The 13,060-nt window shown below is 72.0% G+C and carries 10 protein-coding genes; 5 read left to right on the forward strand and 5 right to left on the reverse strand.

Annotation, left to right across the window (positions count from 1 at the left end; genetic code table 11):
- Window positions 1-326 precede the first annotated feature (326 nt).
- The 3 genes from ACWC94_RS04320 to ACWC94_RS04330 all read right to left on the reverse strand — a co-directional run bounded on the left by ACWC94_RS04320 (window position 327) and on the right by ACWC94_RS04330 (window position 5,679).
- On the reverse strand, window positions 327-1,346 hold the full coding sequence (locus tag ACWC94_RS04320) for an aspartate-semialdehyde dehydrogenase (RefSeq protein ID WP_450794849.1): 1,020 nt from the start codon (window positions 1,344-1,346) through the stop codon (window positions 327-329).
- A gap of 322 nt (window positions 1,347-1,668) precedes the next feature.
- Window positions 1,669-4,965, reverse strand: a complete 3,297-nt coding sequence (locus ACWC94_RS04325) for a S8 family serine peptidase (RefSeq protein WP_450794850.1) — start codon at window positions 4,963-4,965, stop codon at window positions 1,669-1,671.
- A gap of 171 nt (window positions 4,966-5,136) precedes the next feature.
- A complete protein-coding gene (locus tag ACWC94_RS04330; RefSeq protein ID WP_450794851.1) occupies window positions 5,137-5,679 on the reverse strand; it encodes a CGNR zinc finger domain-containing protein in 543 nt (180 codons plus the stop codon).
- A 111-nt stretch (window positions 5,680-5,790) separates the two neighbouring features.
- On the opposite strand from ACWC94_RS04330, the gene ACWC94_RS04335 reads away from it, so the two are divergent.
- The 5 genes from ACWC94_RS04335 to ACWC94_RS04355 all read left to right on the forward strand — a co-directional run bounded on the left by ACWC94_RS04335 (window position 5,791) and on the right by ACWC94_RS04355 (window position 10,963).
- Entirely contained in the window at window positions 5,791-6,237 is a 447-nt protein-coding gene (locus tag ACWC94_RS04335; protein WP_450794852.1) for a VOC family protein, read from the forward strand.
- A gap of 2 nt (window positions 6,238-6,239) precedes the next feature.
- Window positions 6,240-7,127, forward strand: a complete 888-nt coding sequence (locus ACWC94_RS04340; protein ID WP_450794853.1) for a pyridoxamine 5'-phosphate oxidase family protein — start codon at window positions 6,240-6,242, stop codon at window positions 7,125-7,127.
- 9 nt (window positions 7,128-7,136) lie between these two features.
- Complete coding sequence (locus ACWC94_RS04345; protein WP_450794854.1) at window positions 7,137-7,625, forward strand: NUDIX hydrolase; 489 nt, start codon at window positions 7,137-7,139, stop codon at window positions 7,623-7,625.
- 200 nt (window positions 7,626-7,825) lie between these two features.
- Window positions 7,826-9,580 carry a TIGR03767 family metallophosphoesterase gene (locus tag ACWC94_RS04350; protein ID WP_450794855.1) on the forward strand — a complete coding sequence of 585 codons (1,755 nt, stop codon included), beginning with the start codon at window positions 7,826-7,828 and terminating at the stop codon, window positions 9,578-9,580.
- Window positions 9,581-9,766: 186 nt separating this feature from the next.
- On the forward strand, window positions 9,767-10,963 hold the full coding sequence (locus ACWC94_RS04355; protein ID WP_450795018.1) for a glycosyltransferase: 1,197 nt from the start codon (window positions 9,767-9,769) through the stop codon (window positions 10,961-10,963).
- Window positions 10,964-10,996: 33 nt separating this feature from the next.
- Here ACWC94_RS04355 and ACWC94_RS04360 read toward each other — a convergent pair whose 3' ends face one another.
- On the reverse strand, window positions 10,997-11,800 hold the full coding sequence (locus tag ACWC94_RS04360) for an SGNH/GDSL hydrolase family protein (protein ID WP_450794856.1): 804 nt from the start codon (window positions 11,798-11,800) through the stop codon (window positions 10,997-10,999).
- Between the two features lie 171 nt (window positions 11,801-11,971).
- Window positions 11,972-13,021 carry a hypothetical protein gene (locus ACWC94_RS04365; protein WP_450794857.1) on the reverse strand — a complete coding sequence of 350 codons (1,050 nt, stop codon included), beginning with the start codon at window positions 13,019-13,021 and terminating at the stop codon, window positions 11,972-11,974.
- Between the last annotated feature and the right edge of the window lie 39 nt (window positions 13,022-13,060).

Consider the following 13,060-nt stretch of genomic DNA (forward strand, 5'->3'; position numbering starts at 1 on the left):
TACTCGGGCCGTTCGGTGCCGGCGGCCTTTAAGAAGGGGGCCAGTGCCCGGTGCGGGGGGGCAGCGATCCCGCGGACCGCGGCCGACCCCGCCAGCACCCGTGCGAACTCCCGTACCGTCCCGGTCTCCGTCTCCCGGTGCCAGACCAGATGGGCGGCCCTGGGACGGCACAGCAGCAGCGCGCCCCGCCAGTACGCGGGCGCCGGTGACGCCGCCCTCCGTGCTGGTGACGGGGGCCGCTCCGGCCGGGCTGGCGGCCCTCACCCTGGGCCGGCGTACGGAAGGGGCGGCCACGTGACCGTGACCGCCCCTTCCGTACGGGGGACCTACTTGGCGGACAGCTCCGCCGCCACCAGCTCCGCGATCTGGACCGCGTTCAGCGCGGCGCCCTTGCGGAGGTTGTCGTTGGAGACGAACAGGGCGAGGCCGTTGTCGGCCGTCTCGTCGCGGCGGATGCGGCCGACGTACGACGGGTCCTGGCCGGCCGCCTGCAGCGGGGTCGGGATGTCGGAGAGGGCCACGCCCGGCGCCTTCGCGAGCAGCTCGGTCGCGCGCTCCGGAGTGATCGGGCGGGCGAAACGGGCGTTGACCTGGAGGGAGTGACCGGAGAAGACCGGGACGCGCACGCAGGTGCCGGAGACCTTCAGGGCGGGGATCTCCAGGATCTTGCGGGACTCGTTGCGCAGCTTCTGCTCCTCGTCGGTCTCGTTCAGACCGTCGTCGACGATCGAGCCCGCCAGCGGGAGCACGTTGAAGGCGATGGTGCGCTTGTAGACGTTCGGCTCGGGGAAGTCGACCGCCGCGCCGTCGTGCGTCAGCTTGTCGGCCTCGGCGGCGACCTTCTGGACCTGGCCGTGCAGCTCGGCCACGCCCGCCAGACCCGAGCCGGACACCGCCTGGTAGGTGGCGACGACCAGCGCCTGGAGGCCCGCCTCCTCGTGCAGCGGCTTCAGGACGGGCATCGCGGCCATCGTCGTGCAGTTCGGGTTGGCGATGATGCCCTTGGGGCGGTCCGCGACCGCGTGCGGGTTCACCTCGGAGACCACCAGGGGGACGTCCGGGTCCCGGCGCCAGGCGGAGGAGTTGTCGATCACGACGGCACCCTGGGAGGCGACCTTTTCGGCCAGCGCCTTGGAGGTCGCGCCGCCCGCGGAGAAGAGCACGATGTCCAGGCCGGTGTAGTCGGCGGTCGCCGCGTCCTCCACCGTGACGCCGTCCAGCACGGTGCCGGCCGAGCGGGCCGAGGCGAACAGACGCAGCTGCGTCACCGGGAAGTTCCGCTCCGTGAGGATCCTGCGCATGACCGTGCCGACCTGACCGGTGGCTCCGACGATTCCGACCCTCACAGTGACTCCCTCTTTGTGTCTCTTTGCATGACCGGGGCTTTTCCATCATGCGGCCGACCCCGGTCCACCTGTCCAATTCTTTGCGAGGCGTGCCCGAGGAGTGGGACACGATCACCGGGCGGACGGTTCCGTACGTCCGCCCAGCACCCCCGCTGAGCTGGATAAATTCCCTCGTCCGGGCATCGGGGCCGCAAGCTGTGCTGTTGCGCCCCTGCCCGTGCGGGGCACGGCCACACGGCGGTGTGACGTACGCCTCCGCGGGCGGGCGACGCGGGTGGGGGCGGGTGCCCGCACGGACACCCGCCCCCTGAGCCGCTCCGGGCTACGGAGTGACCTTCCCGATCTTCACGCTGCCGGTGCCGGCGACCGTGCCGCGCGCGTTCACCAGCTGGACCCGGCCGAAGAACTCGCGGCCGGCCGGTGCCTCGGCGGCGGCCGTGACCTGGCCGGTGACCGTGGCAGAGTCACCCGTGCCGAGCGTGACCGGCGTCGAGTCGTCCACCGTGACCGTGCCGAGCGCGGGGGAGAAGAACACGTCCCGGTAGTCGTAGTCGGTGGCACCCGACGGGACCGAGTAGCCGACGACCGAGACGGTGTACGTCCCGGCTGCCGGGGACGGCACGGACACCGCCTCCTCCGAGTCGCCGTCGGCGGACTGGGCGACCTGCTTGCCGCTCGCGTCGTACACGGTCAGGTCGAGGTCGGCCGCCGCGTCGGAGACGTTGCCGATCGCGACGTCCAGGGACTTGGCGCCGGCCGGGACGTCCACCGTGGTGGTCTGCGTCTCACCCTGCTTGAGGGACGGACGGGTCGTCTTCGCGGAGCCGAGCGGGCCGCCGACGAGCCTGCCGTCCAGGGCCGCGTACGTGTTGGTCACCTTCCAGGAGGCGGTGGCCGGAGTGCCCGCCTTCGCCTCGGGCACGGTCACCGTCGCCGGGTCGAAGGCCGCCCCGAGGACGGAGACGTCCAGTGTGTACGGGTTGTCCAGCAGCGGGGACGTACGCCGGGCCTCGACCTCCACCTCCCAGACACCGGGCTGCGGGTCGGCGTAGGAGCGCACGTCGGGCTTGCAGCCGTTGCCGTCCAGGTAGTTCGGGTAGCAGTACGGGGTGCCGGTGTTGTCCACCGGGGTGCCGTACGGGTGGATCGCGATGAACCGGGTCTGGCTCTTGTCCTTCAGCCCGCCGATCGCGACCTCCAGTGACTTCGCGCCCTCGGGCACGGTCAGGAAGTACGACCGCGTGCTGTTGCGCTGCACCGAGCCCTGCGCCGAGTAGGTGTACCGCACCGGGGTGGCGACGACCACCGTGGTGAGGATCTGCTTGTCGACGCCCTCGGTCCGCGGGTCGTCGACATCGAGGATCGCGCTCTTGATGCCCGCGGAGCCCGGGGCCGCCTGGACCTTCACCGTCACCGGCTGGTTCAGCGGCAGCCGCACCGCGTCGTCACCGACGATCCGGAAGGTGTGTCCGGCGTTGTTGGCGAAGTGCAGCTCGTGCCGGACCGCCTTGTCCGGACCGGAGGTGCGGGTGACGGTGATGTCGTACGTCTTCTTCCCGCCCGCCTGCAGGCCGCCCTCGCGGTCGTACAGGCCGGTGCCGAAGCCGGGGGTCTTCAGGTTCTGGTCGAGTGCGGTGTCGACCGGCGCCTTCACCGTGTACGCGTGTGCGTCGGCGCCGTGCCGGATGGCGTCCCAGGCGTCCACGACGTCGATCAGACCCGCGCCCTCCTCGTACGCCTGCACCCCCTTGATGTGGTGCGCCGTCGAGGTCAGCGCCGTGCGCAGGGTGGCGGGCGGCAGTGCGACGCCCTTCTCCTTGGCGGCGCTCAGCAGCAGGGCGGAGGCTCCCGCCGCCTGCGGGGAGGCCATCGAGGTGCCCTGGAGCATGGAGTAGCCGGCCGGCAGCGAGTAGCCCGCCTCGGCGACCGGGGAGCCGGGCAGCCAGGTCTGGGTGGAGTTGATCGCGGCACCGGGCGCGACCAGGGTCGGGGTGAAGCCGCCGTCCTCCCGCGGGCCGCGCGAGGAGAAGGGCATCATCTGGTACTTCTTCTCCACCGCCGAGCCGTAGTTCGCGGCCCAGGTCCGCCGGGAGACGGCGGCGCCGACCGAGATCACCTTGTCCGCGAGGCCGGGGTCGCCGATGGTGTTGGCGCCCGGTCCGGAGTTGCCGGCCGAGATCACCAGCTGCACGCCGTAGGTGTCGATGAGCCGGGTGTACAGCTCGGCGCGCGCGTTGTTGCCGTCGTTCAGGGCCGGCAGGCCGCCGATCGACATGTTGACGATGTCGACGCCCCGGTTCGCGACCAGGTCGATCATGCCCTCGGTGAGGGCGACGTTGGTGCAGCCGCCGGTCCAGGTGCAGGCGCGGGACGACACGAGCTTCGCGCCGGGGGCCGCGCCGTTCATCTTCCCGCCGAACAGGCCGTTGGCGGCGGTGATGCCCGCGACATGCGTGCCGTGCTCGGACTCGATGACACCGATGTTGACGAAGTCCGCCTTCTTGCCGACCCAGGTCCCGCCGTAGGGGTCCATCGGCACGTCCTTGCGGATCTGCACGACGAACGGCACCCGCTCGGCCACGTCGGTCTTCGGGTCGTCGGTGCCGAAGTATCCGACCTGGTAGCCGTCCTTGTACGGCTTCATCGGCGTGTCGTCGGTGAAGTCGTGGTTGTTGTCCAGGTCGACGGTGACCGTGCCGGCCGCCGGGTCGTACAGCACGCCCCAGCTGTCGGTGGTGTCGCCGTCCCGGTTCAGGTCGCCCTTCTCGTCGCCGCCCGTGGTGGCGGACTCCTTGAAGGTGCTGATCCGGTACGAGCCGGAGGGCGCCGTCCAGGTCGCGCCGCCGTAGGAGAAGCCGGGCCCGGAGACCTCGGTGACCATCGGACGCCAGGTCTGGTCCCCGTCGGCGATCGGGTCGGTCGAGGTCACCCAGTCGACGATCTTCCGCTCGCCGGTGGTGGTCTTCTGCAGCGCCGGGTGGCCGAGGTCGACGCCGGAGTCGAGGATGCCGATGGTGGTGCCGCGGCCGTCCGCCTTCGGGTGCTCCTTGACGAACTCGACGGCACCGGTCTCGAAGGAGGGGTTGTACGGGTTCGCGGCGGGGGTGTCCTTGCCGGGGCCGGGGTAAGTGGCCGTGACGGTCCCGGACTTCGTGCCGTTCGGTGCCGGGTCGTCGAGCGGTATCTCCTGCTTGAGGTCGATGGCGTGGACCGAGGAGAGTTTCGCGGCGGCGGCGATGGCCGAATCCGCCCCGGCCGTCGGCACGGTGGCGCGGACATAGCCGACCTTGTCGTAGGTACGGCCCACCGAGCCGCCCTTGACCGCGTCCAGCTCCTTGACGACCTGCTCGGTCTGCCCGGGGGCCGTCGCGATCATCATCGTGACGTTCTTGTCGCCGTCGGCCTTGGCCTCGGCGAGCAGACCTGCGTCGTCCGAACCCAGCTTGCCCTGGGCGGACTTGACGCCTGACCCGGCGGCCGGGGCGGGGGGCGTGTCCGCGGCGAGGGCCAGGGGTATCGGCCCGGCCGCGGACAGGGCGGCCACCACGCCCACGGCCACGGCTATGCGGGCCAGGCGTCTCGGGCCGGGTATGGGATCACGCTCGTGCGTGCGGTTCATCGGCATCCCTCAGGTAAAGGAATTGAGCGGACGAGAGCGCTCAGCTTTACCCAAGGGGCAGTTCTTTGGGGACCGTTGACCGAATCGATATCGATGTATGGGGAAAACCCCCGATGCCGCTGCCGGTGCCGGCCTCGCTGTCGGTGCCGGCCTCGTGCGGCCGGTGCGCGGTCAGTTCTCCTTCGAGCGCGCGTAATGCCGGGACGCCTTCGCGCGGTTGCCGCACGCGGCCATCGAGCACCAGCGGCGGGTGCCGTTCCGGGACGTGTCGAGGAAGTGCAGGATGCAGCTGCCGCCGGCGCAGGTCCGGATGCGCTCCGGGGCCCGGGTGATCAGCTCCAGGTAGTTCCGGGCCGCGAGCCAGGCCGGCCCCCACGACGGATCGGCGAACTCGGGTTCCTCGGCGGGGCCGTCGGGGGTCAGCCGGGCCCGGATCCGCCCGTGCGCCAGCACGGCGTCCACGAGCGGTGCCGCCTCCCGCGGCGACCCGTGCACCGCGACCCTGATCGCCTCGCGGGCCTCGCGCAGATGCCGCAGGACCTCCGCGCCGGCCGGATGGTCCCCGGCCAGCCGGTTGCTCGCGAGCCACACCGCCAGCCCCTCGGTGTCGGCGAGCAGGTCCTGGGTGACGCCTTCCCGGTTCCACCGGGTGTTGAGCAGATCGAGCGCGAGGGGCTCGCCGGTCAGGGGGCGGGGGTCGCGAGGGGCGGTCATCGGGCACTCCTTCTCTTCTAACCGCTCAATTGTATGTGAGCGGTTGACCTTCCGGTCTCTAACCCTCTAACGTGAATAACGAAGGTTATATACGGCTCGAAGGGAAACGCCATGGCTCCGCGCATCGCGCACGCAGGTCTGAACGTCACCGACCTGGACCGCTCGCTCGCCCTGTACCGCGACCTCCTCGGCTTCGCCGTGCTCGCCGAGGGCAAGGAGGACGGCCGGCGCTGGGCGATGCTGGGCGAGAGCGGCGGCGCCCCGCTCGTCACCCTCTGGCAGCAGGCGCAGGGGTCGTACGACAGTGGTCGCCCCGGACTGCACCACCTCGCCTTCACGGTCGACTCGATCGACCGCGTCCAGGAGTACGAGACCGCGCTGCGGGCCGCCGGAGTGGACTTCGCCCACGACGGCGTGGTCGCCCACCGCGAGGGCGCGACGTCGGGCGGGATCTTCTTCCACGACCCGGACGGCATCCGCCTGGAGATCTCCGCCCCGCTCGGCCCCGACGGTGCCCCGGCCCCCCATGCCTCCGCTCCGACCTGCGGTTTCTTCTAATCATGGGCGCCTATCACGCGGGCTCGCTCGCCGTGCAGGAACTGATGGGCGTACGCGACCGCGCCGACCACGTGGGCCGCTCCCTCGGCCAGGACATCAAGCCGATCGCGGCGGCCTTCCTGGAGCTGCAGCCGTTGCTGGTGGTGGGAGCGGTGGCCCCGGAGGCGGGGCAGGTGTGGGCCTCCGCGCTCACGGGCCGCCCGGGTTTCGTCCGCGCCACGGGCCCGAGGCGGATGTCGGTCGTCGCGCAGAACGACCCGGACGCCCCCCTCGCGACCGCGTTGAAAACCCCCGGCACCCCCGTCGGCACCCTCGCACTGGATCCCCGGACCCGCCGCCGCATGCGTCTGAACGGCCGGCTGGGGCCGACACCAGGAGGCTTCGCGGTCGAGGCGGACCAGGTCTTCTCCAACTGCCCCAAGTACATCCAGCGCAGGACCTCGTACGAGACACTCCCCGACCGCCCGCCGGGCAGCCCGCGCCGGCTCACCCGGCTCGGCCCCGAAGAGGCGTCGTTCATCACAGCGGCCGACACCTTCTTCCTGGCCACCGTGCACCCCGGCGGAGCCGACGTCAGCCACCGCGGCGGCAACCCCGGCTTCGTCCAGGTCACGTCCTCCCGCGAACTGACCTGGCCGGACTACCCCGGCAACGCCATGTTCCTCACCCTCGGCAACCTGCGCACCGACTCCCGCGCCGGCCTCCTCTTCCTCGACTGGACCACCGGCACCACCCTCCAGGTCACCGGCGAGGCCCACACCGCCTTCACCGCCGGAGGCGACCGCAGCGTCCACTTCCGGCTCGCGGGGGCCCTGTGGACCCCGGCCGCCCTGCCCCTGCGCTGGTCCGCGCCCGAATATTCACCGGCCAATCCGGACGTGTCGGGCTAACGTCCCGGAATGCGACGGAACTTGAGGGTGGCGGCCTACGCCGTATGCGTCCGGGACGGTCAGATCCTGCTCGCTCGTTCACCATCCCCCGACGGAACCCCCGAGTGGGTCCTGCCCGGTGGTGGCATGGAGCACGGCGAGGATCCGTACGACACCGTCCGCCGCGAGGTCACCGAGGAGACCGGCTACCGCATCGAGGTGACCGGTCTGCTCGGCGTGGACTCGAGGCGCCATCTCTTCCGCCGCCGGGGGCTGCGGCGCACCACCGCCCACCACGCCCTGCGTCTCCTCTACGAAGGAGAGGTCACCGGCGGCGAACTCCGGTACGAGATCGGCGGGTCCACCGATTTCGCCGCATGGCAGGACCTCTCGGCCGTCCCGGCCCTGAACCGGGTGCGCCTGGTCGACATCGCGTTGCGGCTGTGGCGGGAGCGCCCCGCGGACGGTCATCTCGCCACCGGGGCCGGTCTCCTACCCCAAGAGATGAACGAGGAGTAGCCGCCCCTCGGCCACGCGCAATCCACTCCGTGACCGCGTTCCGTACCCCGTGATCCACGTACGGTGATCGGCGCTGCGCGTTGCCGCCGCGTTCACGCGCAGGTCATCCCGGGTGCCAAGCATCCAGAGTGAGCGGGGCGTTCGCGCAGGCGACGGCCCGCGACCACTGCCGACGCGTTCGCACCCGGGGAGATCGCGCCATGTCGCGCACACGCTCTGTCGCCACCTCCGCTCTGGGGGTCAACCGCCGTACCGTCCTCGCCGCCGCCGGAGCGGTCTCGCTCTCCGGGGGCGTCGGCTACGCCCTGCGCCCCACCGACAGCCAGGCCGCCGCCTCCTCGACCGGGGCTCCCGTGGCGGCCTCCCGGAGGGTTTCCGCCGCGGCCTCGCTCGCCCCCTACACCAAGGGCACCACCCTCGCCTCCGTCGCCACCCCCCGCAACAGCTCCGGCTACCGGCGCCTGGCCGACGGCCCCGGCTGGAAGCGGGTGGTGCGCAGCGAGCTGGCCGCCCCCAAGTCCGGCCGCGCGGACCGCCGTTCGACCCTCGCCGCGTTCGTCCAGTTCACCGACCTGCATCTGATGGACGTCCAGCATCCCCTGCGCTGGGAGTTCCTGCGCTCGGCCGACCCGCACTCCTGGCGCCCGCACGAGGCGCTCACCGTGCCCGGCGCCGTCTCGCTCGTCGAGCGGGTGAACGCGCTGCGGGCCGCCCCCGTCACCGGTGCCCCGCTCCAGTTCGTCATGACCACCGGCGACAACACCGACAACAACACCCACTCCGAACTGGAGTGGTTCATGAAGGTGATGAGCGGTGGCCGCATCACCCCCGACACCGGGGACCCCAGGCACTACGAGGGTGTGCAGAACAGCGGTCTGAAGCTGTACTGGCAGCCCGACTCCGCCACCCGCGACGGCGACAAGGCCCTCGGCTTCCCGCACCTGCAGGGCTTCCTGGCCGCCGCGGTCCGCGAGGTGCGCAGCCCCGGCCTCGACCTGCCCTGGTACTCCACGGTCGGCAACCACGACGCCCTCCCGCTCGGCGCGTACGGCTCCCACGGCGACCCCTACCTCGCCGAGGCGGCCATCGGCGGCAAGAAGCTGATGAGCGTCCCCGCCGCCGACGCCAGAAAGCTCCTGGACGCCATCAACAACGCCAAGGACCCCAAGGGCACCGGCTACCGCGACTTCCTCAAGGCCCACGCCCGGTCCATGCGCTCGGTCACCCCGGACGACAGGCGCGCCCCGTACACCCCGGCCGACTACCTCAAGGCCCACCTGGACCCCGCCCACCAGGGCCACGGCCCGGTCGGCCACGGCTACTCCTCGGCGAACGTCGACGCGGGCACCCAGTACTACGCCTTCCGCGTCTCCGAGGACGTCATCGGCATCAGCCTCGACACGACCGACCCCGGCGGCCACTACAACGGCTCGATCGGCACCGCCCAGCTCAGGTGGCTCGACCGGACGCTCAGGGACAACAAGGACGCGTACGCGGTCGTCTTCAGCCACCACACCAGCACGAGCATGAACAACACCCGCCCGGACCCTGCCCGCCCCGGTGAGGGGCGCCACACCGGTGCCGAGGTGCTCTCCGTCCTCTCCGCCCACGCCAACGTCCTGGCCTGGGTGAACGGCCACGTCCACAGGAACGTCATCACCCCGCACCCGACCTCCGGCGGCCGGTCCTTCTGGGAGATCTCCACCGCCTCGCACATCGACTTCCCCCACCTGGCCCGCATCATCGAACTGGCCGACAACAAGGACGGCACGATCTCCGTGTTCACCACCCTGATCGAGTCCGCCGCCCCGCACCGCACCGACTACACCGACCTCTCCCAGACCGGCCTCGCCGCCCTCTACCGGGAGCTGGCCTACAACGCGCCCGGCGCCAGCAAGGCCCTCGCGGGCGGCGCGGCCGACCGGAACACGGAGCTGGTGCTGAAGAAGGGCTGAAAGTGATCCACTCCCGCGGAGAGGAATTCTGGTAGCCACCGTTTCGCGCGCGACATTCCGTGTTAACCCGTATGTAACGTCCGTACCGCCTCATATCGGCTAACCCGCTTTGGACGGGGATGGCTCGATCTTCTCGATCATTTATGCAAGGCGGGTGGTCGCGTGCGTCAGAGGCACGGACTCCGGGTGCTGTCGGTCTACGAGGGTTTCTTCTCCGGAGGAGCCCGGATCGTGCACAGCGACGTCATACGGGGACTGGCCGAGGGCGGCCAGTCCCACCAGGTCCTCAGCATCCACGGCGAGGTCCGGCGCGAGGCCACCCGGCAGCGCATGGAGGACGACGCCTGCTACCGGGCGCTGACCGCCGACGGCATCGGCGTCACCTCGCTCGGCCGCAGCGCGGGCCTGGTGGACGGGGCTCTCGCGGCGAACGTTTTCAGCGGGCCCGAGATGGCCGAAACGGCCCGGTCGATGGCCGGGGCCGATGTGATCCTCTCCCTGAAGGAGCAGCCGCTGGCCCTGCTGAACCAGGCCGGCCTGCCGCGCCGCCCGGTCGTGGTCTGCCTGCACCGCTCGGACCCGGAGAACCAGGGTCCGGCACTGGACGAGCTGAAGGCCGCCATCGCCGACGGCACCGTGGCCGCGTGCGTGTGCTGCGCCGAGTCCACGCGGGCCGCCTACGAGGCCGCCGGCATCCCGGGCCGGCTGCTGCACGTCATCCCCAACGGCGTCGACCTGCTCCGCTTCCGTCCGGACCCGGCGGCCCGGCTGGCGTTCCGCGCGTCCCTGGGCGTCCCGGCCGCCGCACCGGTGGTCGTCTTCGCGGCCCGCTACGCCCCGATGAAGAACATCCCGCTCCTCCTGCGCGCCGCCCGCGCCTGGCTCGCCCGCGAGCCCGAGGGCCACGTCCTGATGTGCGGTGCGGGCATGAACGACACCAACCCCGCCCTGTGGTCCGACATCGAGGCCGCCTTCGGCGCGGACCGGCAGCTCGCGGAGCGGATCCGCCTTCTCGGTGTGCGCCGCGACATGGAGACCGTCTACGCCGGCGCCGACGTCGTCGCGCTGACCTCCGCCTCGGGGGAGGCGGCGCCGCTGTGCCTGATCGAGGGCATGATGTGCGGCGCCGTGCCCGTGACGACGGACGTGGGGGACAGCGCGGACATCGTCCGGGGCCACGGTTTCGTGACCCCGCAGGACCCGGAGGCCGTCGCCCTGGCCTGGAGCGCGGCGGTCGCCGGCCGCGCCGGTCTCGCCCCGGCACTGGCGGCGAGCCGCGAGCGCTTCAGCCGTACCCGCATGATCGCGGCGTACGCCGCGCTGCTGGACGGCGTCCACCTGAGCAGCGCCACGCGGCTGCCGACGCTGCCCGAGCCGCTGTAGCGGTCAGGACACCCCCGTCCGGACACCCCGCGGTCAGGACACCCCGGTGAGGACCGCGAGGTAGCCGAGGGACTGTCCCGGTGCCGTGGGGTGGTACGACTCGGTGATCGCCGGCACGTCGACACCGTGCAGCCAGGGGCTGGCCGAGCAGATCTCGTGGCCGGCGAAGGCGGCGGTGACGTCGGCGAAGGTGAAGCCGTGGTCGACGGCGGCCTTGGCGATCACCCCGTCGAGGTGGTCCACGGCGCTGTTGACGGCGGCGCGGTCCTTGTCCGCGAGGCCCAGCCGGCAGGTGCCCCTCAGGTGGTACAGGTGCGGATATCCCAGCACCACGACGTGGGCGGCGGGCGCCCGGTCCCTGATCGCCGTGTAGAGGCGGTCGAGGTTGCGGGCGAGCGTCCCGTCCATCGAGGCGCGGGCACGGGAGACGGCGGACAGGCACCGGCTGTCGCCGCCCAGCGCGCAGGTCGCCATCACCGCGGCGAAGCCCGAGTCACTGCCGCCGACGGTGAGGGTGACCAGGCCCGTGCGCGCGCTGAGGTGCCCGAGCTGGTCGGCCAGGACGTCGGTCGTGCGGGCGCCGTTGCAGGCGGCGAAGGCGAACGACGACGGTGCGTGGGCCTCGGCCCACAGGACCGGGTACGCCCGGGCGCTGCGCTTGCACTCCTTGCCGGAGGACAGGTAGTCGCCGGCTCCGACGCCGGCCGAGTAGGAGTCTCCGAGGGCCACATAGCCGGTGGCCGCGGGGGCCACTTGCGCCGTCGCGGGGTCGGCGAAGGCGCAGGCAGCCGCCAGGAGGAGGGAGCAGGCACCCGCCGCTGTTCGGGACTGTCTCATGACTCCCCTCCTATCGCGGGGCCGCCCGGCCCCGCCCGCCGTGCTCGTCCGCCCGGGTGAACCCTCACCCGGGTGGCGCACCAGAAGTTGACGGGTGGCGGCACGCACGAGGAGGGGCCACCGGATGCGGTGGCCCCTCCTCTCCCCTCCTGGTGTCCTCTCCGGCCGTCACTACCGGGGAAGCACCACGACATAGGCGGCCGGGTCGCGGTCGGCCGACGCCATCAGGGCCGTACGGATCACCGCCGCCTGCTGTTCCATCCCCTCCCGCAGCTTCTTCGGGGTGATGTACACGACCGTGATCCCCAGGCGTTCCAGGTGTTCGCGCTTGCGGGCGTACTCCGACCACAGGGCGTCCTCGTCCTGCCGAGGGCCTTGCCGGGTCGCGCGCGTGTCCAGTTCCACCGCCACCGCCTGGTCGGGCCAGTACGCGTCCAGGCCGCCGAGGTGAGGGCCGCCGGGCAGCCGCAGGTCGACGTTCCAGACCGGGTCGGGCAGCCCGTACTCGGCGACCATCCGGTACAGCCGGTCCTCGGCGATCGAGCGGCCCTCCGCCACGAGCGCGTCCACCGCGTTCACCACGTGCGGGCGGTTCAGCAGCTTGGCGTGGGTCAACTCCCGTACCACCGCAGCGGGTTCGCAGTGCCCGCCGCGCACCGCCTCGGTCAGCAGCCGGCGTACCGCCTCCGCGTCCGTCAGCTCCGCCACCGCGTCCGCCAGGGCCCGCGGCACCGGTGCCACCGGCAGGCCCGTGACCAGCCTGGGCCTGGGCAGGGAGGGGGTGCGCAGGACGCGGACGAAGCCCGTGGAGCGCAGCCGGCGCAGCCGCGGGACGAGGACGTCGACGTGGTCCAGGGATTGCAGCGGCGGGGTGGCCGAGAAGCCGTGGAGGGTCAGGGCGGCCAGGCCCGTGAGCATCGCCTCCGCGTAGACCGGGCGGTGCGGTTCCTGCGCCGTCGGCTGGGCCGGGACGCCGGGCGTGGACTCGCGGGCCGCGTACATCAGGGCCCCGTGCAGCCACTCCTCGCTCGTCGGTGGTCCGGGGTGCAGCAGGACCACGTTCGGCAGCAGCAGCTGCCAGGGGCCGCCGGGGCGGCACTGCTCGGTCAGCTCGGCCGTCGTCACGCCGTGGGCGCGGAGCTGAGCCGCCGTCAGGACGCGGCGGTGGACGTCGGAGAGGTGGCGGAGGGGGCGGGGGGAGAGCGGGGTGTTGTGCGTCATGGCGTCGAAGTTCCCGCGCCCGGTCCCCGCTGTAACCGC

It is taken from the genome of Streptomyces sp. NPDC001135 (assembly GCF_053598395.1).

What these genes read in the sequence shown, in the direction of transcription:
- ACWC94_RS04325 (WP_450794850.1), bottom strand. Translation starts at nt 4,965, where the DNA reads ATGAACCGCACGCACGAGCGTGATCCCATACCCGGCCCGAGACGCCTG.
- ACWC94_RS04330 (WP_450794851.1), bottom strand. Translation starts at nt 5,679, where the DNA reads ATGACCGCCCCTCGCGACCCCCGCCCCCTGACCGGCGAGCCCCTCGCG.
- ACWC94_RS04335 (WP_450794852.1), top strand. Translation starts at nt 5,791, where the DNA reads ATGGCTCCGCGCATCGCGCACGCAGGTCTGAACGTCACCGACCTGGAC.
- ACWC94_RS04340 (WP_450794853.1), top strand. Translation starts at nt 6,240, where the DNA reads ATGGGCGCCTATCACGCGGGCTCGCTCGCCGTGCAGGAACTGATGGGC.
- ACWC94_RS04345 (WP_450794854.1), top strand. Translation starts at nt 7,137, where the DNA reads ATGCGACGGAACTTGAGGGTGGCGGCCTACGCCGTATGCGTCCGGGAC.
- ACWC94_RS04350 (WP_450794855.1), top strand. Translation starts at nt 7,826, where the DNA reads ATGTCGCGCACACGCTCTGTCGCCACCTCCGCTCTGGGGGTCAACCGC.
- ACWC94_RS04360 (WP_450794856.1), bottom strand. Translation starts at nt 11,800, where the DNA reads ATGAGACAGTCCCGAACAGCGGCGGGTGCCTGCTCCCTCCTCCTGGCG.
- ACWC94_RS04365 (WP_450794857.1), bottom strand. Translation starts at nt 13,021, where the DNA reads ATGACGCACAACACCCCGCTCTCCCCCCGCCCCCTCCGCCACCTCTCC.